At 66.4% G+C, this 21,904-nt stretch carries 12 protein-coding genes and 2 rRNA genes; 3 read left to right on the top strand and 11 right to left on the bottom strand.

From position 1 onward, the window contains the following. Positions 1-67: 67 nt before the first annotated feature. The 5 genes from OG524_RS27035 to thyX form a co-directional block, all read right to left on the bottom strand. Positions 68-3,193: ribosomal RNA gene (locus OG524_RS27035) — 23S ribosomal RNA — on the bottom strand. A 299-nt stretch (positions 3,194-3,492) separates the two neighbouring features. After that, positions 3,493-5,018: ribosomal RNA gene (locus OG524_RS27030) — 16S ribosomal RNA — on the bottom strand. The 16S and 23S rRNA genes sit together here, the layout of an rRNA operon. 611 nt (positions 5,019-5,629) lie before the next feature. Beyond that, positions 5,630-7,315, bottom strand: coding sequence for a ribonuclease J (locus tag OG524_RS27025; RefSeq protein ID WP_405388268.1), 1,686 nt, complete (start codon positions 7,313-7,315; stop codon positions 5,630-5,632). Positions 7,316-7,446: 131 nt separating this feature from the next. Then, positions 7,447-8,346, bottom strand: coding sequence for a 4-hydroxy-tetrahydrodipicolinate synthase (gene dapA, locus OG524_RS27020; protein ID WP_405811811.1), 900 nt, complete (start codon positions 8,344-8,346; stop codon positions 7,447-7,449). 152 nt (positions 8,347-8,498) lie between these two features. Further along, positions 8,499-9,236 (bottom strand): FAD-dependent thymidylate synthase, encoded by a 738-nt coding sequence (thyX, locus tag OG524_RS27015; protein WP_405388270.1) that lies wholly within the window; start codon positions 9,234-9,236, stop codon positions 8,499-8,501. Positions 9,237-9,469: 233 nt separating this feature from the next. On the opposite strand from thyX, the gene OG524_RS27010 reads away from it, so the two are divergent. Together OG524_RS27010 and OG524_RS27005 are read left to right on the top strand one after the other, a co-directional pair. Next, positions 9,470-9,709, top strand: a complete 240-nt coding sequence (locus OG524_RS27010) for a hypothetical protein (RefSeq protein ID WP_405388271.1) — start codon at positions 9,470-9,472, stop codon at positions 9,707-9,709. A 107-nt stretch (positions 9,710-9,816) separates the two neighbouring features. After that, a complete protein-coding gene (locus tag OG524_RS27005) occupies positions 9,817-10,371 on the top strand; it encodes a hypothetical protein (protein WP_405388272.1) in 555 nt (184 codons plus the stop codon). Positions 10,372-10,447: 76 nt separating this feature from the next. Here the strand turns inward: OG524_RS27005 and OG524_RS27000 are convergent, their stop codons facing one another. The 6 genes from OG524_RS27000 to eccD all read right to left on the bottom strand — a co-directional run bounded on the left by OG524_RS27000 (position 10,448) and on the right by eccD (position 17,517). Then, on the bottom strand, positions 10,448-10,900 hold the full coding sequence (locus tag OG524_RS27000; RefSeq protein WP_405388273.1) for a hypothetical protein: 453 nt from the start codon (positions 10,898-10,900) through the stop codon (positions 10,448-10,450). Between the two features lie 13 nt (positions 10,901-10,913). Beyond that, positions 10,914-11,666: a 4-hydroxy-tetrahydrodipicolinate reductase gene (gene dapB / locus OG524_RS26995; RefSeq protein ID WP_405388274.1), complete on the bottom strand. Its 753-nt coding sequence runs from the start codon at positions 11,664-11,666 to the stop codon at positions 10,914-10,916. A gap of 38 nt (positions 11,667-11,704) precedes the next feature. Next, positions 11,705-13,084 (bottom strand): M16 family metallopeptidase, encoded by a 1,380-nt coding sequence (locus tag OG524_RS26990; RefSeq protein WP_405388275.1) that lies wholly within the window; start codon positions 13,082-13,084, stop codon positions 11,705-11,707. Beyond that, positions 13,081-15,294 carry a polyribonucleotide nucleotidyltransferase gene (locus tag OG524_RS26985; protein ID WP_327122214.1) on the bottom strand — a complete coding sequence of 738 codons (2,214 nt, stop codon included), beginning with the start codon at positions 15,292-15,294 and terminating at the stop codon, positions 13,081-13,083. The genes OG524_RS26990 and OG524_RS26985 overlap by 4 nt, the downstream gene beginning before the upstream one ends. A 271-nt stretch (positions 15,295-15,565) precedes the next feature. Continuing rightward, positions 15,566-15,856, bottom strand: a complete 291-nt coding sequence (gene rpsO / locus OG524_RS26980; RefSeq protein ID WP_003965855.1) for a 30S ribosomal protein S15 — start codon at positions 15,854-15,856, stop codon at positions 15,566-15,568. A gap of 176 nt (positions 15,857-16,032) precedes the next feature. Then, positions 16,033-17,517 (bottom strand): type VII secretion integral membrane protein EccD, encoded by a 1,485-nt coding sequence (gene eccD, locus OG524_RS26975; protein ID WP_405388276.1) that lies wholly within the window; start codon positions 17,515-17,517, stop codon positions 16,033-16,035. A gap of 185 nt (positions 17,518-17,702) precedes the next feature. On the opposite strand from eccD, the gene eccCa reads away from it, so the two are divergent. Next, on the top strand, positions 17,703-21,656 hold the full coding sequence (gene eccCa / locus OG524_RS26970) for a type VII secretion protein EccCa (RefSeq protein WP_405388277.1): 3,954 nt from the start codon (positions 17,703-17,705) through the stop codon (positions 21,654-21,656). The last annotated feature ends 248 nt before the right edge of the window (positions 21,657-21,904 follow it).

Raw genomic sequence — 21,904 nt, 5'->3', positions numbered from 1 at the left:
TAACCAACACCGGACATAAACACAGCCGTTCGTTATTTCAGAACTAACACAGTGGACGCGAGCAACTGAGGACAAGCCCTCGGCCTATTAGTACCAGTCAGCTCCACCCGTTACCGGGCTTCCACATCTGGCCTATCAACCCAGTCGTCTACTGGGAGCCTTAACCACTCAAGGTGGTGGGAATACTCATCTCGAAGCAGGCTTCCCGCTTAGATGCTTTCAGCGGTTATCCTTTCCGAACGTAGCCAACCAGCCATGCCCTTGGCAGGACAACTGGCACACCAGAGGTTCGTCCGTCCCGGTCCTCTCGTACTAGGGACAGCCCTTCTCAATATTCCTACGCGCACAGCGGATAGGGACCGAACTGTCTCACGACGTTCTAAACCCAGCTCGCGTACCGCTTTAATGGGCGAACAGCCCAACCCTTGGGACCGACTCCAGCCCCAGGATGCGACGAGCCGACATCGAGGTGCCAAACCATCCCGTCGATATGGACTCTTGGGGAAGATCAGCCTGTTATCCCCGGGGTACCTTTTATCCGTTGAGCGACAGCGCTTCCACAAGCCACTGCCGGATCACTAGTCCCGACTTTCGTCCCTGCTCGACCCGTCGGTCTCACAGTCAAGCTCCCTTGTGCACTTACACTCAACACCTGATTGCCAACCAGGCTGAGGGAACCTTTGGGCGCCTCCGTTACTCTTTAGGAGGCAACCGCCCCAGTTAAACTACCCATCAGACACTGTCCCTGATCCGGATCACGGACCCAGGTTAGACATCCAGCACGACCAGAGTGGTATTTCAACGACGACTCCACAACCACTGGCGTGGCCGCTTCAAAGTCTCCCACCTATCCTACACAAGCCGAACCGAACACCAATATCAAACTATAGTAAAGGTCCCGGGGTCTTTCCGTCCTGCTGCGCGAAACGAGCATCTTTACTCGTAGTGCAATTTCACCGGGCCTATGGTTGAGACAGTCGAGAAGTCGTTACGCCATTCGTGCAGGTCGGAACTTACCCGACAAGGAATTTCGCTACCTTAGGATGGTTATAGTTACCACCGCCGTTTACTGGCGCTTAAGTTCTCAGCTTCGCACACCCGAAAGTGCACTAACCGGTCCCCTTAACGTTCCAGCACCGGGCAGGCGTCAGTCCGTATACATCGCCTTACGGCTTCGCACGGACCTGTGTTTTTAGTAAACAGTCGCTTCTCGCTGGTCTCTGCGGCCACCCCCAGCTCATGGAGTAAATCCAATCACCAGTGATGGCCCCCCTTCTCCCGAAGTTACGGGGGCATTTTGCCGAGTTCCTTAACCATAGTTCACCCGAACGCCTCGGTATTCTCTACCTGACTACCTGAGTCGGTTTAGGGTACGGGCCGCCATGAAACTCGCTAGAGGCTTTTCTCGACAGCATAGGATCATCCACTTCACCACAATCGGCTCGGCATCAGGTCTCAGCCTTAACGTGTGACGGATTTACCTACCACACGGCCTACACCCTTACCCCGGGAACTACCACCGCCCGGGCTGGACTACCTTCCTGCGTCACCCCATCGCTTACCTAATACAAGTCTGGTTCATCGGCTCCACCACTACCCTCAACTCCGAAGAGATCGGGCCGGCTTCACGGACTTAGCATCGCCTGATTCAGTATTGGGCGTTTCAAAGCGGGTACCGGAATATCAACCGGTTGTCCATCGACTACGCCTGTCGGCCTCGCCTTAGGTCCCGACTTACCCTGGGCAGATCAGCTTGACCCAGGAACCCTTAGTCAATCGGCGCACACGTTTCTCACGTGTGTATCGCTACTCATGCCTGCATTCTCACTCGTGAACCGTCCACAACTCGCTTCCGCGGCTGCTTCACCCGGCACACGACGCTCCCCTACCCATCCATACTCCCGTTGGGGATATGTGTATGAATGACACGACTTCGGCGGTACGCTTGAGCCCCGCTACATTGTCGGCGCGGAATCACTTGACCAGTGAGCTATTACGCACTCTTTCAAGGGTGGCTGCTTCTAAGCCAACCTCCTGGTTGTCTCTGCGACTCCACATCCTTTCCCACTTAGCGTACGCTTAGGGGCCTTAGTCGATGCTCTGGGCTGTTTCCCTCTCGACCATGGAGCTTATCCCCCACAGTCTCACTGCCGTGCTCTCACTTACCGGCATTCGGAGTTTGGCTAAGGTCAGTAACCCGGTAGGGCCCATCGCCTATCCAGTGCTCTACCTCCGGCAAGAAACACACGACGCTGCACCTAAATGCATTTCGGGGAGAACCAGCTATCACGGAGTTTGATTGGCCTTTCACCCCTAACCACAGGTCATCCCCCAGGTTTTCAACCCTGGTGGGTTCGGTCCTCCACGAAGTCTTACCTCCGCTTCAACCTGCCCATGGCTAGATCACTCCGCTTCGGGTCTAGAGCGTGCAACTCAATCGCCCTATTCGGACTCGCTTTCGCTACGGCTTCCCCACACGGGTTAACCTCGCTACACACCGCTAACTCGCAGGCTCATTCTTCAAAAGGCACGCAGTCACGACTGTTGCTCCGAAGAACAACAGCGACGCTCCCACGGCTTGTAGGCACACGGTTTCAGGTACTATTTCACTCCGCTCCCGCGGTACTTTTCACCATTCCCTCACGGTACTATCCGCTATCGGTCACCAGGGAATATTTAGGCTTAGCGGGTGGTCCCGCCAGATTCACACGGGATTTCTCGGGCCCCGTGCTACTTGGGTGTCTCTCAAACGAGCCGTTGATGTTTCAGCTACGGGGGTCTTACCCTCTACGCCGGACCTTTCGCATGTCCTTCGCCTACACCAACGGTTTCTGACTCGTCTCACAGCCGGCAGACTATGAAAGAGAGATCCCACAACCCCGTATGCGCAACCCCTGCCGGGTATCACACACATACGGTTTGGCCTCATCCAGTTTCGCTCGCCACTACTCCCGGAATCACGGTTGTTTTCTCTTCCTGCGGGTACTGAGATGTTTCACTTCCCCGCGTTCCCTCCACACTGCCTATGTGTTCAGCAGCGGGTGACAGCCCATGACGACTGCCGGGTTTCCCCATTCGGAAACCCCCGGATCAAAGCTTGGTTGACAGCTCCCCGGGGACTATCGTGGCCTCCCACGTCCTTCATCGGTTCCTGGTGCCAAGGCATCCACCGTGCGCCCTTAAAAACTTGGCCACAGATGCTCGCGTCCACTGTGCAGTTCTCAAACAACGACCAGCCACCCATCACCCCACCCTTACAGGTGAGTGCACTGGGGCCGGCAACCGAAGATCCAGACTAAAAAAGCCCGCACCTTCAGATACCCAACAGCGTGCCCGACCCGACCGATCCCCTTCACTTTCCACGCCGAAGCAGTACTCATGAAAACAACCTGTCGTGCCGAATAGTCAACGTTCCACCCATGAGCAACCACCGTCGAACATTTGCCGACGTAATGGTCTCTGGACTCCTTGCGGAATCTAGATGCTCCTTAGAAAGGAGGTGATCCAGCCGCACCTTCCGGTACGGCTACCTTGTTACGACTTCGTCCCAATCGCCAGTCCCACCTTCGACAGCTCCCTCCCACAAGGGGTTGGGCCACCGGCTTCGGGTGTTACCGACTTTCGTGACGTGACGGGCGGTGTGTACAAGGCCCGGGAACGTATTCACCGCAGCAATGCTGATCTGCGATTACTAGCAACTCCGACTTCATGGGGTCGAGTTGCAGACCCCAATCCGAACTGAGACCGGCTTTTTGAGATTCGCTCCGCCTCGCGGCATCGCAGCTCATTGTACCGGCCATTGTAGCACGTGTGCAGCCCAAGACATAAGGGGCATGATGACTTGACGTCGTCCCCACCTTCCTCCGAGTTGACCCCGGCAGTCTCCTGTGAGTCCCCATCACCCCGAAGGGCATGCTGGCAACACAGAACAAGGGTTGCGCTCGTTGCGGGACTTAACCCAACATCTCACGACACGAGCTGACGACAGCCATGCACCACCTGTATACCGACCACAAGGGGGGCACCATCTCTGATGCTTTCCGGTATATGTCAAGCCTTGGTAAGGTTCTTCGCGTTGCGTCGAATTAAGCCACATGCTCCGCTGCTTGTGCGGGCCCCCGTCAATTCCTTTGAGTTTTAGCCTTGCGGCCGTACTCCCCAGGCGGGGAACTTAATGCGTTAGCTGCGGCACCGACGACGTGGAATGTCGCCAACACCTAGTTCCCAACGTTTACGGCGTGGACTACCAGGGTATCTAATCCTGTTCGCTCCCCACGCTTTCGCTCCTCAGCGTCAGTAATGGCCCAGAGATCCGCCTTCGCCACCGGTGTTCCTCCTGATATCTGCGCATTTCACCGCTACACCAGGAATTCCGATCTCCCCTACCACACTCTAGCTAGCCCGTATCGAATGCAGACTCGGGGTTAAGCCCCGAGCTTTCACATCCGACGTGACAAGCCGCCTACGAGCTCTTTACGCCCAATAATTCCGGACAACGCTTGCGCCCTACGTATTACCGCGGCTGCTGGCACGTAGTTAGCCGGCGCTTCTTCTGCAGGTACCGTCACTTTCGCTTCTTCCCTGCTGAAAGAGGTTTACAACCCGAAGGCCGTCATCCCTCACGCGGCGTCGCTGCATCAGGCTTTCGCCCATTGTGCAATATTCCCCACTGCTGCCTCCCGTAGGAGTCTGGGCCGTGTCTCAGTCCCAGTGTGGCCGGTCGCCCTCTCAGGCCGGCTACCCGTCGTCGCCTTGGTAGGCCATTACCCCACCAACAAGCTGATAGGCCGCGGGCTCATCCTTCACCGCCGGAGCTTTTAACTCCGCCCCATGAGGGACAGAGTGTTATCCGGTATTAGACCCCGTTTCCAGGGCTTGTCCCAGAGTGAAGGGCAGATTGCCCACGTGTTACTCACCCGTTCGCCACTAATCCACCCCGAAAGGCTTCATCGTTCGACTTGCATGTGTTAAGCACGCCGCCAGCGTTCGTCCTGAGCCAGGATCAAACTCTCCGTGAATGTTTTCCCGTAATCGGGATCACAACACGAGAGCGGAACGACCAGGTCGGAATAAGACCGGTCGTTCACAGCGTCCTCGCTGTTGTTGCCTACCAGACCCGAAGGACCGGCAGGACTTTTCAAAGGAACCACCAACCTGCCGAAGCAGGCCGGGGTATCAACATATCTGGCGTTGACTTTTGGCACGCTGTTGAGTTCTCAAGGAACGGACGCTTCCTTCGGTCCCGTTTCACCGGGGCCCTCCGGGCGCTTCCCTTCGTTCTTGCGTTTCCGACTCTATCAGACTCTTTCGTGTCCGATTCCCGATCGAAGCGGGTTTCGCTTTCCAGTTCTTCGCTTTCGCGTTTCCCTTTCCGGCGAGTCCGACTTTACCAGACTCTTTTCCGTTCCGTTTCCGGTCCGAATTTGAATCCAGCGGCCTGCGGAGCGGCCTTTGCCTTTCGGCGGATCCGACTTTATCAGAGATTCTGAGTCGGAATTCCCGCCCCGTGCGGTCCGCTCCGGCGCATGGCTGCGCGCGGTGCTTCCCGGTCAGGCGGAGCCGTAAACGTACTGGAGCGGGGCGCCACGATGCAAATCGAGGCGCCCCGCTCCAGGCCGGTGACGTCGGATCAGACCTCGACGACGACCGGAAGGATCATCGGACGCCGGCGGTAGGTGTCGGAAACCCACTTGCCCACCGTGCGACGGACCAGCTGCTGGAGCTGGTGCGGCTCCATGACCCCGTCCTGCGCCGACTTGTTCAGGGCTTCCTCGACCTTGGGCACCACGGCGGTGAACGCACCGTCGTCGATGCCGGAGCCGCGGGCCTGGATGTGAGGACCGCCCACGATCTTGCCGGAGGAGCTGTCCACCACGATGAAGACCGAGATGATCCCCTCGTCGCCGAGGATGCGGCGGTCCTTGAGGGAGGTCTCCGTGACGTCGCCGACCGAGAGGCCGTCGACGTACACGTAACCGGCCTGGACCTTGCCGACGATCTTGGCCTTGCCGTCGACGAGGTCGACGACCACGCCGTCCTCGGCGATGACGATGTGGTCCTTCGGCACACCGGTCAGCGCACCGAGTTCCGCGTTGGCCCTGAGGTGGCGCCATTCGCCGTGCACCGGCATCAGGTTCTTCGGCTTGCAGATGTTGTAGAAGTACAACAGCTCGCCGGCCGAGGCGTGGCCCGAGACGTGGACCTTGGCGTTGCCCTTGTGGATGACGTTCGCACCCCAGCGGGTCAGGCCGTTGATCACGCGGTAGACCGCGTTCTCGTTGCCGGGGATCAGGGACGACGCCAGGATCACGGTGTCGCCCGGGACGATCCGGATCTGGTGGTCACGGTTGGCCATGCGTGAGAGCGCGGCCATCGGCTCACCCTGCGAACCCGTGCAGACCAGCACGACCTCGTCGTCCGGCAGGTCGTCCAGCGTCTTGACATCGACGACCAGGCCCGCGGGCACCTTCAGATAGCCCAGGTCACGGGCGATGCCCATGTTCCGGACCATGGAGCGGCCGACGAACGCGACCCTGCGGCCGTACTCGTGCGCGGCGTCCAGGATCTGCTGGATGCGGTGGACGTGGCTGGCGAAGCTGGCCACGATGATGCGCTTCTGGGCGTTCGCGAACACCGTGCGCAGGACGTTGGAGATGTCCCGCTCCGGCGGCACGAAGCCGGGGACCTCGGCGTTCGTCGAGTCGGAGAGCAGAAGGTCGATGCCCTCCTCGCTCAGCCGGGCGAACGCGTGCAGGTCGGTGAGGCGCCCGTCCAGCGGCAGCTGGTCCATCTTGAAGTCGCCGGTCACGACAGCCATGCCCGCAGGGGTGCGGATGGCGACCGCGAGGGCGTCCGGGATGGAGTGGTTGACCGCGACGAACTCGCAGTCGAAGACACCGATGCGCTCACGCTGTCCCTCGGTCACCTCAAGGGTGTAGGGACGGATCCGGTGCTCCTGGAGCTTGGCCTCGATGAGCGCGAGGGTCAGCTTGGAGCCGATGAGCGGGATGTCCGCCTTCAGCCGGAGCAGATAGGGGACGGCACCGATGTGGTCCTCGTGGCCGTGCGTGAGGACGATGCCCTCGATGTCGTCCAGGCGGTCCCTGATGGTGGTGAAGTCCGGCAGGATCAGGTCGATGCCGGGCTGCTCCTCCTCGGGGAAGAGAACGCCGCAGTCGACGATGAGCAGGCGGCCTCCGTATTCGAAGACCGTCATGTTGCGGCCGATTTCGCCCAGGCCACCGAGCGGGGTGACCCGCAGGGCGCCCTTCGGCAGCTTCGGCGGGGTACCGAGTTCAGGATGCGGATGACTCAAAAGACTCTCCTTACCACGCGCGCCACGTACCGCTGAGGGCACGTGGCGCGCATGTCATTCGTGCACTTGCTGTTGTCAGGTGGGTGTTTCTGTTGCGAGTGACCTCGCGTATTCAGTTGTGAAGTCCGTGGTTACAGCTGTACCCCGCCGGCCGCCAGATCGATCTTGAGCTGGGCCGTCTCCTGTGCGGTGAGTTCCACCAGAGGGAGGCGCAGCGGACCGGCGGGCAGGCCCTGCAGGGTGAGAGCGGCCTTGGTGGTGATCACACCCTGGGTGCGGAACATCCCGGTGAAGACCGGGAGCAGCTTCTGGTGGATCTCGGTGGCCTTCTGTACCTCGCCCCCGAGGTAGGCCTCGATGAGGGCGCGCAGGTCCGGGGTGACGACGTGGCCGACGACGGAGACCACACCGACGGCGCCGACCGAGAGCAGCGGGAGGTTCAGCATGTCGTCGCCGGAGTACCAGGCGAGGCCGGACTCGGCGATGGCCCAGCTGGCGCGGCCCAGGTCTCCCTTGGCGTCCTTGTTCGCGACGATGCGGGGGTGCTCGGCGAGCCGTACGAGTGTCTCCGTGTCGATCGGCACACCGCTGCGGCCGGGAATGTCGTAGAGCATCACCGGCAGGCCGGTGGAGTCCGCGATGGCGCTGAAGTGCCGGAGCAGGCCCTCCTGCGGCGGCTTGTTGTAGTACGGGGTGACCGCGAGGAGGCCGTGGGCTCCGGTCCGCTCGGCGGTCCGGGCGAGTTCGACGCTGTGCCGGGTGTCGTTGGTGCCGATGCCGGCGACGACGTGGGCCCGGTCTCCGACGGCTTCGAGTACAGCCCGTACGAGCTGGTCTTTCTCCGCGTCGCTGGTGGTCGGGGACTCACCGGTGGTGCCGTTGACGACCAGGCCGTCGTTGCCTGCGTCCACCAGGTGGGCGGCGAGCCGCTGGGCGCCGTCGAGGTCGAGTGCGCCGTCCGCCGTGAAGGGCGTGACCATAGCAGTGAGGACCCGCCCGAAGGGGGTCTGCGGAGTGGAGATCGGAGCCATGGGTAACACGCTACTCGTTGCTCGGAGCGCCGTGCCCCCTCGGGGGGACGGGGAAGAGGAGCCCGGCACTGCCTGCTCGGGGGTTCAGGCAGTGCCGGGTCCGTTTGATCAGCCTAGATGAACTTCACGAAACGCCGCAATACGGACACCGCCTACGGGGCTACCCGTCCGTTTTTGTTGAAGGCGGCATGAGTGAGCGGCATGAGCCGCTGCCAGTGCTGTTCCATCTGTTCGCCGACCATTTCGATCTCGCGCTGCGGGAAGGACGGCACCTTCGCCAGCTCGTGCTGGGTACGCAGGCCGAGGAAGTGCATCAGCGACCGCGCGTTGCAGGTGGCGTACATCGAGGAGAACAGGCCTACGGGGAGCACCGCGCGGGCGACCTCGCGGGCGACTCCGGCGGCGAGCATCTCCTGGTAGGCGTCGTAGGCCTGGCGGTAGGAATCCTCCATGGCACGGCTGGTGAGCGCGTGCTGCTCCGGGGTTCCCTCGACGAATTCGTACTTGCCGGGACGGCCCTGCTGGATGAGCTTGCGGGACTCCCCCGGGACGTAGAAGACCGGTTCCAGCTCCCTGTAGCGGCCCGATTCCTCGTTGTACGACCAGCCGACGCGATGCCGCATGAACTCGCGGAACACGAAGATCGGGGCGCTGATGAAGAAGGTCATCGAATTGTGCTCGAACGGGCTGCCGTGCCGGTCCCGCATCAGGTAGTTGATGAGCCCCTTGGAGCGCTCCGGGTCCTTGGTGACCTCCTCCAGGGACTGCTCACCGGCCGTGGAAACACGGGCTGCGAACAGCACATCGGAGTCACCGGCGGCGGATTTCACCAGGTCGACGGTGACATCGCTGCGGAAGTGGGCCTTCGTGGGCTCGGGGGTGTCGGTCACCGGCGGGGGTCCTTCCAATGGCGTCGCTCGGGCGGCGTCCACTCTACGGGCCCGGTCGGCGCGCATTTTCCCGTGACTGCCGGGAAGGCGCCGCCCAGGCACAGCCGTGCGGGGGACCCGCAGCCGTCCGCAGGAATTCTTCGGCCGGTTCGGCGATTCGGGGCACCGATCGGGGCTCCCGTACGTCTGACTCATCAGCAGCACCCGTTACAGAGTTCAAGGAGAGTCTCCTCATGTTCCGCCGGCGTGAATCCGTCCCGTTCTCGTTCGTGGCCGAGGCCGACCGGTTCCGCAGTAATGTCACTCCGCCGCCCCGCGCGCGTGCCAGCGTCTCCCAGCTGGCCGGCCGCTCCCTCGTGGGGCTGACCCTGATCGCCGGTTTCGCCGGGTCGCTGCTCTTCGGGCTGCCCGCTCTCGAAACGGACCCGACGCCGTCGCACAGCCAGTCTTCCGAGGCGTCCCGGCACCGCTGACCCGTCCCCGATGCTCCTGACGGGCCCCCTGGGGTGGTCGGCCGGGGGGCTGCTCGGTAGCCTCACCGGGCACAGCAATCGAGCGTGCTTGTGAGTGAGGATCAGTCGTGCCCCTGCCCTTTCTGACGGCCGACCGCGCATTCGACGCGGGCGCAGAGGACATCGCGCTGCCGTTCGACGACCACGACACCTGGCGACGGCCCTACCGCCTCGGCCCGTGGCGGGTCGCAGCAGCGGCCACCCTGCTGCTGCTCGCGTCGTTCGTGCTGCTCGCGGCCATGATCATCTCGTTGGCCGGATCGCTGTCGGCCGCCACCGCGTGCTTCGTGCTCGCCGGTCTGGTGATCGCCTGCGCACTGCGCCTGCTGCGGGTCGGTGCCTGGGTCAGCCGGCACGGCGTGCGCCGGGTGGGCTTCTTCCGTACCACCACCGTGCCGTGGAGCGGTGCGTCGGCGGTCCGGACGGTCCAGCAGCCGGTGAAGTGGCTCGGGTTCCCGCGCACCGTCCAGGGCCAGGCCCTGGTGGTGGTGCGCCGGAGCGGCGAGACACTGCCTCCCCTGGTCACCGACCACAACGCGGACTTCCTGGCCCGTGGTGAGGCCTTCGAGCGTGCCACCGACACGATCGAGGCCTGGGGCGACGAGTACAGCGTCGTGGGCTGACGCGATCGGGGCCGCCCGGAAGGACGGCCCCGGTCGGGACAGCGGTGGAACGACAGGACGAGCCGGTGGGCGCCGATCAGGCGCGTACCGGCTTGTTCGCGTGCAGGGCGATGGCGCGCTGCATCGCCTTACGGGCCCGTGGGGTGTCCCTGGCGTCCTGGTAGGCGACGGCCAGCCGGAACCAGCAGCGCCAGTCGTCCGGGCTGTCCTCGGTCTCCTCGCGGCGCCGTGCGAACACGGCGTCGGCGGAGTCCCGGTCGATACGCCCGGACGGGGTGCGCAGCAGCTCGTCGACGGGCAGGCCGCCCGCCGCGTCCAGTTCCGCCGCGAGGGCGTTGGCCCTGCGGACGAACTGGGTGTTCTTCCAGAGGAACCAGACCCCGATCACCGGCAGGATCAGCACCGCCACTCCGAAGGTGACCGTGAGCAGGGTGCCGTGCCGGATGAGCAGGACGCCACGGCTGCCGGCCAGTACGAAGTAGAGGACCAGGGCGGCGGCGGTGACGACGTAGGTGAGCTTTGCGCGCATGGGTTGGGCCCAGTCAGTTCAGGTCGAGGAAGTGTTCCAGGCCGAAGGTGAGGCCGGGAGTGGTCACCACGCGGCGGGTGCCGAGCAGGATGCCCGGCATGAAGCTGCTGTGGTGCAGCGAGTCGTGCCGGAGGGTGAGGGTCTCGCCCTCGCCGCCCAGCAGGACCTCCTGGTGGGCGAGGAGACCGCGGAGCCGGACCGAGTGGACCGGGACTCCGTCGACGTCCGCGCCGCGGGCGCCGTCCAGTGCCGTGGCGGTGGCGTCCGGCTGCGGGGCGCAGCCGGCCTTGTCGCGGGCCGCGGCGATCAGCTGGGCGGTGCGGGTGGCGGTGCCGGAAGGGGCGTCGGCCTTGTTGGGGTGGTGGAGCTCGATGACCTCGACCGACTCGAAGTAGCGGGCGGCCTGCTCCGCGAACTTCATGGTGAGGACCGCGCCGATGGAGAAGTTCGGCGCGATGAGCACACCGGTCTCCGGGGAGCCGGAGAGCCAGGTGTTCAGCTGCGCGAGCCGTTCGTCGGTCCAGCCGGTGGTGCCGACGACCGCGTGGATGCCGTGCCGGACACAGAAGTCGAGGTTGTCCATCACCGACGCGGGGGTGGTGAGTTCGACGACGGCCTGGGCGCCGGTTTCCGTGAGAGTCTCCAGCTTGTCGCCGCGGCCGAGTGCGGCCACCAGCTCCATGTCGTCGGCGGCCTCGACGGCTCGTACCGCCTCGGACCCGATGCGTCCCTGGGCACCGAGAACGGCCACGCGCAGCTTGCTCATGTGCTCTGCTTCCTTGACTGAGAGGTGGAGAAACCGGGTCAGGAGACCGTTTCGTGGAGGCGGTCCGCCTGCTTGTCCTTGAGCGGGCCGATGACCGACAGCGAGGGCCGGTGGCCCAGGACGTCGGCGGCGACCGCGCGGACCTCGTCGGGGGTGACCGCCGCGATCTTCGCCAGCATGTCGTCGACCGACATCTGCTCGCCCCAGCAGAGCTCGCTCTTGCCGATGCGGTTCATCAGCGCACCGGTGTCCTCCAGGCCGAGGACGGTCGAGCCGGCGAGCTGGCCGATGGCGCGGCCGATCTCCTCGTCGCCGAGACCGTCCGTCGCCGCGCGGTCGAGCTCGTCGCGGCAGATCTTCAGGACGTCGTGCACCTGGCTGGGACGGCAGCCCGCGTACACACCGAAGAGCCCGCAGTCGGCGAAGCCCGAGGTGTACGAGTACACGCTGTAGGCGAGGCCGCGCTTCTCCCGTACCTCCTGGAAGAGGCGTGAGCTCATGCCTCCGCCGAGGGCGGTGTTCAGGACGCCGAGCGCCCAGCGGCGCTCGTCGGTCCTGGCCAGACCGGGCATGCCGAGGACTACGTGGGCCTGCTCGGTCTTGCGGTTCAGCAGTTCGACCCGGCCGGCGGTGCGCAGGGGGCGGGAGCCCTCGCGCGGCGCGGTGGGGACCGCGTCGGTGCGGGTGAGGGCACCGGCGCGCTCGAAGGCCTTGCGGACCTGGCGTACGACGGTGGCGTGGTCGACGTTGCCCGCCGCCGCGACGACCAGGTGGGTGGGGTCGTAGTGCTTCTTGTAGAAGCGGGCGATCTGGCCGCGGTTCAGGGCGTTGACCGTGTCGACCGTACCGAGGACCGGACGGCCGAGCGGTGTGTCGCCGAGCATGGTGTGCGCGAACAGGTCGTGCACACAGTCGCCCGGGTCGTCCTCCGTCATGGCGATCTCTTCGAGGATGACGCCGCGCTCGGCGTCGACGTCCTCGGGTGCGATCAGCGAGCCGGTCAGCATGTCGCAGACGACGTCGATGGCCAGCGGCAGGTCGGTGTCCAGGACCCGCGCGTAGTAGCAGGTGTACTCCTTCGCCGTGAAGGCGTTCATCTCGCCGCCGACCGCGTCGATCGCGGAGGAGATGTCGAGGGCGCTGCGCTTGGCGGTGCCCTTGAAGAGGAGGTGTTCGAGGTAGTGCGTCGCGCCGTTCAGGGTGGGCGTCTCGTCGCGTGATCCGACGTTGGCCCAGATCCCGAAGGTGGCGGAGCGGACGGAGGGCAGGGTCTCCGTGACGACCCGGAGGCCGCCGGGGAGGACGGTACGGCGGACGGTGCCGATGCCGTTGGTGCCCTTGAGAAGCGTTTGGGTACGGGCGACGGCCCGCCCCTCCGAGGAGGGGCGGGCCGTCGTCACGGAACTACGGGACGTCACTTGTCGGTGTCGTCCTTCTTCTCGTCCTCTTCGCCCTCGACGACGGGGATGAGGGAGAGCTTGCCGCGGGAGTCGATCTCCGCGATCTCGACCTGGACCTTGGCGCCGACGCCGAGCACGTCCTCGACGTTCTCCACGCGCTTGCCACCGGCGAGCTTGCGGATCTGCGAGATGTGCAGCAGGCCGTCCTTGCCGGGCATCAGGGAGACGAACGCACCGAAGGTGGTGGTCTTGACGACCGTACCCAGGTAGCGCTCGCCGACCTCCGGCATGGTCGGGTTGGCGATCGCGTTGATCGTGGCGCGGGCGGCCTCGGCCTGCGAGCCCTGCTGGGCACCGATGTAGATGGTGCCGTCGTCCTCGATCGTGATGTCGGCGCCGGTGTCCTCCTGGATCTGGTTGATCATCTTGCCCTTGGGGCCGATGACCTCACCGATCTTGTCCACCGGGATCTTGACGGTGATGATCCGCGGGGCGTTCGGGGACATCTCGTCCGGGACGTCGATGGCCTCGTTCATCACATCGAGGATGTGGAGGCGCGCGTCACGGGCCTGCTTCAGCGCGGCGGCCAGGACCGAGGCGGGGATGCCGTCGAGCTTGGTGTCGAGCTGGAGCGCGGTCACGAACTGCTTCGTACCGGCGACCTTGAAGTCCATGTCGCCGAAGGCGTCCTCCGCACCGAGGATGTCGGTGAGGGCGACGTAGTGGGTCTTGCCGTCGATCTCCTCGGAGATCAGGCCCATGGCGATACCGGCGACGGCGGCCTTGAGGGGCACACCGGCGTTCAGCAGGGACATGGTGGATGCGCAGACCGAGCCCATGGACGTCGAGCCGTTGGAGCCCAGCGCCTCGGAGACCTGGCGGATCGCGTAGGGGAACTCCTCGCGCGACGGCAGCACCGGCACGATGGCGCGCTCGGCGAGCGCGCCGTGGCCGATCTCGCGGCGCTTGGGCGAGCCCACGCGGCCGGTCTCACCGACGGAGTACGGCGGGAAGTTGTAGTTGTGCATGTAGCGCTTGCGGGTCACCGGCGAAAGGGTGTCCAGCTGCTGCTCCATGCGGAGCATGTTGAGGGTGGTGACGCCCAGGATCTGGGTCTCGCCACGCTCGAACAGCGCCGAGCCGTGCACGCGCGGGATGGCCTCGACCTCGGCGGCGAGCGTACGGATGTCCGTGACGCCACGGCCGTCGATGCGGACCTTGTCCTTGATGACGCGCTCGCGGACCAGCTTCTTGGTCAGCGCGCGGTAGGCACCGGAGATCTCCTTCTCGCGGCCCTCGAAGGCCGGGAGGAGCTTCTCGCCCGCGATCTCCTTGATGCGGTCCAGCTCCGCCTCGCGCTCCTGCTTGCCGGCGATGGTGAGCGCCTTGGCGAGCTCGGTGCGGACGGCCTTGGTGAGCGCCTCCAGGACGTCGTCCTGGTAGTCGAGGAAGACCGGGAACTCGCCGGTGGGCTTGGCGGCCTTGGCGGCGAGGTCGGACTGGGCCTTGCAGAGCGCCTTGATGAAGGGCTTCGCGGCCTCGAGACCGGCGGCGACGACCTCTTCGGTCGGGGCCTCGGCACCGTCCTTGACGAGCTGGATGGTCTTCTCGGTGGCCTCGGCCTCGACCATCATGATCGCGACGTCGCCGTCCTCCAGGACGCGACCGGCGACGACCATGTCGAAGACGGCGTCCTCGAGCTCGGTGTGCGTCGGGAAGGCGACCCACTGGCCCTTGATCAGGGCGACGCGGGTGGCGCCGATCGGGCCGGAGAAGGGCAGGCCCGCCAGGATCGTGGAGGCGGACGCGGCGTTGATCGCGACCACGTCGTACAGGTGGTCGGGGTTGAGCGCCATGATCGTCTCGACGATCTGGATCTCGTTGCGCAGGCCCTTCTTGAAGGAGGGGCGCAGCGGGCGGTCGATCAGGCGGCAGGTGAGGATCGCGTCCTCGGAGGGCCGGCCCTCACGGCGGAAGAAGGATCCGGGGATCTTTCCGGCCGCGTACTGGCGCTCCTCGACGTCCACCGTGAGGGGGAAGAAGTCGAGCTGGTCCTTGGGCCGCTTGGAAGCGGTGGTGGCCGACAGCACCATGGTGTCGTCGTCCAGGTACGCGACGGCGGAGCCGGCGGCCTGCTTGGCCAGGCGGCCCGTCTCGAAGCGGATAGTGCGGGTGCCGAAGGTGCCGTTGTCGATCACGGCTTCGGCGTAGTGGGTCTCGTTCTCCACTAGTGATTTCTCCATACTCGTCGTCTTTCGTCCTGCCGCCCGTGTGGCGGAGGACGGTGCGGAGAAGCGCACCGTGTGTGCGGGCCGGTCTTCGATCGAAGCTCCCGGGCGTTGTCCCGGGGGCCACTACCGAGGACCGGCGGCGGCCGTGGCGCGCCTCTCCTCGTTCTGTTGTCGTGCGTCCAGGTTACTGAGCCTGACCCCGGTCCCGCACGTACAGCAAAGGGAGCGGCCCCCTGGAATGGGGGAACCGCTCCCTCTCACAGCGTCCTTACTTGGCGCCGCCGGCCGCACCGCGGCGGATGCCGAGGCGGTCGACGAGCGCACGGAAGCGCTGGATGTCCTTCTTGGCCAGGTACTGAAGGAGGCGGCGACGCTGGCCGACCAGGATCAGCAGACCACGACGGGAGTGGTGGTCGTGCTTGTGCGTCTTGAGGTGCTCCGTCAGGTCCGAGATCCGGCGGGAGAGCATGGCGACCTGGACCTCGGGGGATCCGGTGTCACCCTCCTTCTGGGCGAACTCGGACATGATCTGCTTCTTCGTAGCGGCGTCGAGCGGCACGCGTACTCCTCTTGGTGTTCGATGCGCCTACGAGTGCCCCTGGTCTTGATCTCAGGGGAGCTTTCGTGACTCGGAGGCGAAGGTCCGATGAGCGCAGCCCTCAGGATGATCCGGGGACGCGTACACAAACGGCCACTGGTCAGAGTACCAGCCGTCCGGAGTGCCTCCGACGGGTATCAGCCGGTCATGGCCCTGGCGCGCGTGAAGACGTCCAGTACGGCCAGGCAGAGCGGGACCAGGGAGAGCAGCAGGGCACTCTCCGTGAGGTCGAGCAGCCGGCCCCAGAAGGGTGAGAGGCCCTTGCGCGGGATGACCAGGCCGATCGCGGTGAGCAGGGCCGCTCCCGCGGCGACGGCCGCGGAGAGCCAGATCGTACGGATGTCCAGGGAGCCACGGTCCCCGTAGCGCACCAGGTCGTACAGCAGGTCGGCCGGCGGGTTGAGCGAGAGGCCGAGGACGAGCAGGCCCGTCGCCCCGATGCCGGCCACCAGGACGCAGGCGACCTGGGAGGTGTAGCGGAAGAGGCGGGCGCGCAGCAGCATCGCGAGTCCGGCGGTGAGGGCGAGGATCTGGCCCCAGATGCTGCTGGAGAAGCCGAGCACGGCGGCGGATCCGACGACGACGGCGGCGCAGCCGCCGACGAGGCCGAGGAGCATCTCGTGGCCGCGGCGGGCCTGGGCGGCGATGCGGTCGGCGTCGACGGGCTCGGCGCCGGCCTCGGGTCCGGCGCCCGGCCCGGTGAAGGAGTCGTCGTCGTAGCCGGCGGGGGCGGTGCGCGGCGACGCGTAGCCGATGGGCAGCCGGGCGAAGCGGGCGGAGAGTCCCGGCAGGAAGGCGACCAGGCCGAGGGCGACGACGACGGTGACGGCCGCGGTCTCGGTGGCGGAGGCCTCGGTGAGGATCGCGACGAAGGTGGCGAGAGTGCCGACGGTGGCGAGGAAGGTCGCCGCGACGAACGGCGCGTCACCGCTCGGGGTGAGGGCGACCAGGACGACGGAGGCGAGCAGGACGGCGACGCAGCCGAGCAGGAACTGCAGCCGTCCGGGGCCCTGGCCCGCGTCGGCGCCGATGATGCCGGAGCCGGCGATGAGGACGAGGGGCAGCGCGCCGAGCCCGAGGGCGACGGCCGTGGCCCGGTCCCCGTAGACCCTGGCGCGCACTCCCGCGAAGGCGGTCAGCAGGAGTCCCGCGGAGCCGGCGATGATGCCGGGCAGGCTGTGCATGTCGTGGCGTACGGGGTCCGCGAACCAGAGCACGAAGCCCATCAGGACGAGCAGCAGGACGCCGCCCACCAGCCCGGCGCCGCGCAGGAGTTCGTCGCTCCACAGGTGGCGGTCGCGGGTGACGGCCGAGGCGACGGCGTCCGAGACGTCGTCGAAGACGGCGGGTGGCAGCGACTGCGCGAAGGGCCGCAGGCTGAGGAGTTCGCCGTCGAGCACTTGTTGGGCGGAGAGTGTGCGGGCGCCGTCGAGGACGGTTCCGTCGCGGCGTACGAGGTGATAGCCGGTGGGTGTTCCGGCCGCCTGGGTCTGTCCCGTGAGACGCAGTATCTCGGGGTAGACGTCGGCGACCGCGATGTCTTCCGGAAGGGCGACGTCGATGCGGCTGTCGGGTGCCACGACAGTGACGCGGCAGAAGCCTGTCGCTGCGGTCGTACTCACGTGTCTGGTCCCCCTGATTCGCGGTTGCGCACAGTGCGCGCGCCACCCTACCGGGAGGGGTGGAAGTGATCTGCACGTAGGATCACCGTCGCGCGGAGGCAAGTCCGCAGCAAACGCAGCCACGGGGGCGTCGGTGCGGACCAGACCGGCCTTCCGCCCGTCCGTATTGAGGGATTGATGTTCCGGTGAGCCAGATCGTCGTGAAACGACCTCCGCGGTCTCTGCCGCCGGAAGTACCCGCGGACGAGTTGACGTTGGAAGCGCCTCCCGAACTGCCGCGCGGGCAGCAGGAGGGCATGCTGATGCAGATCCTGCCGGTCCTCGGCATGGGCTCGTCGGTGGTCTTCTTCTTCTCGCCGCAGGCACCTCCGTTCATGCGGATCATGGGTGTTCTGATGCTGGTCTCGACCGTCGGAATGGTGGTCGCGCAGATCGTCCGGCACCGTCGCGGTACGCAGGGGCAAATGGGCGATGTCCGACGTGACTACCTCAAGTACCTTGCCCAGACCCGGCGGACGGTGCGCCGGACGGCGCGTGCCCAGCGCGATGTGCAGCTGTATCTGCACCCGGCGCCGGAGCAGCTCTGGTCGGTGGTGGCCGAGGGCAGCCGGGTGTGGGAGCGGCGGGTCGGCGACAAGGACTTCGCGCAGGTGCGGCTGGGGCTCGGGGCGCAGCAGCTGTCGACTCCGCTGGTCGCTCCGGACACCGCCCCGGTGGATGAGCTGGAGCCCATGTCCGCGGGGGCGATGCAGCAGTTCCTGGCGGTGCACGGGACGCTGGACGGACTGCCGATGGCGGTCTCGATGCGGGCCTTCTACCACGTGACCGTCTCCGGGCGGCCGGACGCGGCGCAGTCGACGGCGCGGTCGCTGGTGGCTCAGCTGGTGACGCTGCACTCCCCCGAGGACCTGATGGTCGCCGTGGTCGCGGCGCCGGGGGCCGTGGGGCGCTGGGACTGGACGAAGTGGCTGCCGCACACGCAGGTTCCGGGCCAGGTGGACGGGGCCGGGACGAAGCGGCTGTTCGGGGACGACCTGGGTGAGCTGGAGTCGCTGCTGGCCGGCCGGCTCGACGGGCGGCCGCGGTTCGGGCGGGAGAGCCAGCCGGTGCTGGACCAGCCGCACATCGTGGTGGTCCTGGACGGTGGGATGGTGCCGCCGGACTCGCTGTTCGCGGCGGCCGAGGGCCTGCAGGGCGTGACGATCGTCGAGGTGGTGCCGGGCGAGCTCGACGAGCCGCGTGGCGGGCTGTCGATCGTGGTGCGGCCGGGGCTGTTGCGCCTGGAGTCCGGTGCCGGTCTGGCGTACGAGGGTGTGCCGGACTCCATGTCGCCGGAGGCCGCGGAGGCGCTGGCCCGGCAGCTGGCGCCGCTGCGGATGGGCGGGGGCGACGACGACGAACCGCTGCTGGCCAACCTGGACTTCACGGATCTGCTGAATCTGGGGGACGCGGCCTCGGTCGACGTGGCGCGCACCTGGCGGCCCCGGTCGGTGTCGGAGCGGCTGCGGGTGCCCATCGGTGTCGGCGAGGACGGCCAGCCGGTGATGCTGGACCTCAAGGAGGCCGCGCAGGAGGGCATGGGTCCGCACGGGCTGTGTGTCGGGGCGACGGGTTCCGGCAAGTCGGAGCTGCTGCGGACGTTGGTGCTCGGGCTCGCGGTGACACATTCCTCGGAGACGCTGAACTTCGTGCTCGCCGACTTCAAGGGCGGTGCGACGTTCGCCGGGATGTCTCAGATGCCGCACGTGGCGGCGGTCATCACCAACCTCGCGGACGATCTGACCCTGGTCGACCGCATGGGCGACGCGATCCGCGGTGAACTGCAGCGCAGGCAGGAGCTGCTGCGGTCGGCGGGCAACTACGCCAACATCCACGACTACGAGAAGGCCCGGGGCGCGGGCGCCGCGCTGGAGCCGCTGGCCTCGCTGGTGCTGGTCATCGACGAGTTCTCCGAACTCCTGACCGCCAAGCCGGACTTCATCGACATGTTCATCCAGATCGGCCGGATCGGCCGTTCGCTGGGTGTGCATCTGCTGCTGGCCTCTCAGCGCCTGGAGGAGGGCAAGCTGCGCGGCCTGGACACGTACCTCTCGTACCGGATCGGTCTGCGGACCTTCTCGGCGGCCGAGTCGCGTACGGCGCTGGGTGTGCCGGACGCGTACCACCTGCCGTCGGTGCCGGGTTCCGGCTATCTGAAGTTCGGCACGGACGAGATGACCCGTTTCAAGGCGGCGTACGTGTCGGGGGCGTACCGCACGGGCGGCCCGGATCTGTCGGTGGGGCAGCTGCCGATCGAGCGGCGGCCCGCGGTGTTCAGTGCCTCGCCGGTGCCGGTGGTGTACGCGGCGCCCGATCCGGCGCACCTGGCGGCGCAGGCGGCGGACGACGACGCGCTCGCCGACACGGTGCTCGATGTGATCGTGCGGCGGCTGGAGGGGCAGGGCGTGCCCGCCCACCAGGTGTGGCTGCCGCCGCTGGACCGGGCGCCGACGCTGGACCAGCTGCTGCCGGGGCTGGCGGCGACCACGGACCGGGGGTTCACGGCGACCGAGTACACGCGGCCCGGTGGGCTGGCCGTTCCGCTCGGCCTGATCGACAAGCCGTTCGAGCAGCGGCGTGAGGTGCTGTACCGGGACTTCTCCGGTGCGGCCGGGCACATGCTGGTCGTGGGTGGTCCGCAGTCCGGGAAGTCGACCATCATGCGGGCGTTGGTCTCCTCCTTCGCGCTCACCCACACCCCGCACGAGGTGCAGTTCTACGGTCTGGACTTCGGCGGTGGCGGTCTCGTCTCGCTGGCGGACCTGCCGCATGTCGGCGGGATGGCGTCGCGGCTGGACCCGGAGCGGGTGCGCCGGACGGTCGCGGAGGTCGGGGGCGTGCTCACCCGGCGCGAGGAGTTCTTCCGGGCCCATTCCATCGACTCCATCGCCACCTACCGGCGCAAGCGTGCCCGGGGTGAGCTGCCCGGCGAGGCGTGGGGGGACGTGTTCCTGGTCATCGACGGCTGGGGCGGTTTCCGGGCCGAGTACGAGGGCCTGGAGCAGGTCGTCACGGACATCGCCTCACGCGGGCTCGGCTACGGCATCCATGTGGTGATCACGGCGGCCCGCTACATGGAGGTGCGGGCGGCGCTGAAGGACCAGATCCTCGGGCGGCTCGAACTGCGGCTCGGTGACGTCATGGACTCGGAGTTCGACCGCAAGGTCGCGGCGAACGTCCCTGCGGGTGTGCCCGGCCGTGGTCAGGTCCCGGAGAAGCTGCACTTCATGGGCGCCCTGCCGCGCATCGACTCCGTCAGCAGCGGCACGGACCTCTCCGAAGGCACCGCGGCGTTCGTCGCGACGGTGAAGTCCAGCTGGTCGGGGCCGTCCGCGCCCGCCGTGCGGCTGCTGCCGCGCAAGCTTCCGGCGGACCAGCTGCCCAAGGGCTTCGAGTTCCCCGAGCGGGGTGTCGCGATCGGTATCGACGAGACGTCCCTGGAGCCGGTCTTCGTCGACTTCGAGACGGATCCGTTCTTCCTGATCTTCGGGGAGAGCGAGTCCGGCAAGACCAACCTGCTGCGGCTGATCGCCAAGCAGATCGCGGAGCGCTACTCCCCGGACGAGGCGAAGATCGTCGTCGGTGACTACCGGCGGGCCCTGCTGGGGGCGCTGCCGGAGTCGCACCTGCTGGAGTACGCGCCGATGGCGAGTGCGATGCAGATGCACATGGAGGCGCTCGCGGGTGTGTTCTCGCGGCGGCAGCCCCCGACCGATGTGACGCCGCAGCAGCTGCGGGACCGCAGTTGGTGGTCGGGGCCGCAGATCTTCATCATCGTCGACGACTACGACCTGGTGGCCACGAACGCGGGCAATCCGCTGGCGCCGCTCGCGGAGTACCTGCCGTTCGCCCGGGACACCGGGGTCCGGTTCATCATCGCGCGCAACTCGGCGGGGGCGTCGAGGTCGATGTACGAGGGCTTCATGCAGCGCATCAAGGAGCTGGGAGCGCAGGGTGTGGTGCTGTCCGGTGATCCGTCCGAGGGCGATCTCATCGGGTCGGTCCGTGGGCACACGATGCCGCCGGGGCGCGGGTACTTCGCGTCGCGCCGGCGCGGGACGCCGCTGGTGCAGACCGGGCGGCTGCCCGAGCAGCGCTGAGGCGTACACGACCTGACGGAGGGGCCCTCGCACCGGCGTGCGGGGCCCCTCCGGCGTACGGCGTGGGTGCGGGGTACGTCCCCGCAAGCGCGGAAGCGGGCGGCGGTACGTCCGGCCGCCGCGGAGCGGGGGACCTTACCGTCGCCGCCGGGCCGCGGGGGCCGGAATCGCGCTCCTGGTCCCCCGGTCCCGGTGGTGCGGGGATAATCGGCGCGCAGGCCACGAACATGGAGCCACCGGCGGTGACG

This window comes from Streptomyces sp. NBC_01520 (genome assembly GCF_045040375.1).
In the GTDB taxonomy this organism is placed as follows: Bacteria; Actinomycetota; Actinomycetes; order Streptomycetales; family Streptomycetaceae; genus Streptomyces.
This window is presented reverse-complemented; position numbering and strand designations above follow the sequence as displayed.

Excerpts from the sequence above, each read along its gene's own strand:
- dapA (WP_405811811.1), bottom strand. The coding sequence starts at position 8,346 with ATGGCTCCGATCTCCACTCCGCAGACCCCCTTCGGGCGGGTCCTCACT.
- OG524_RS27010 (WP_405388271.1), top strand. The coding sequence starts at position 9,470 with ATGTTCCGCCGGCGTGAATCCGTCCCGTTCTCGTTCGTGGCCGAGGCC.
- OG524_RS27000 (WP_405388273.1), bottom strand. The coding sequence starts at position 10,900 with ATGCGCGCAAAGCTCACCTACGTCGTCACCGCCGCCGCCCTGGTCCTC.
- dapB (WP_405388274.1), bottom strand. The coding sequence starts at position 11,666 with ATGAGCAAGCTGCGCGTGGCCGTTCTCGGTGCCCAGGGACGCATCGGG.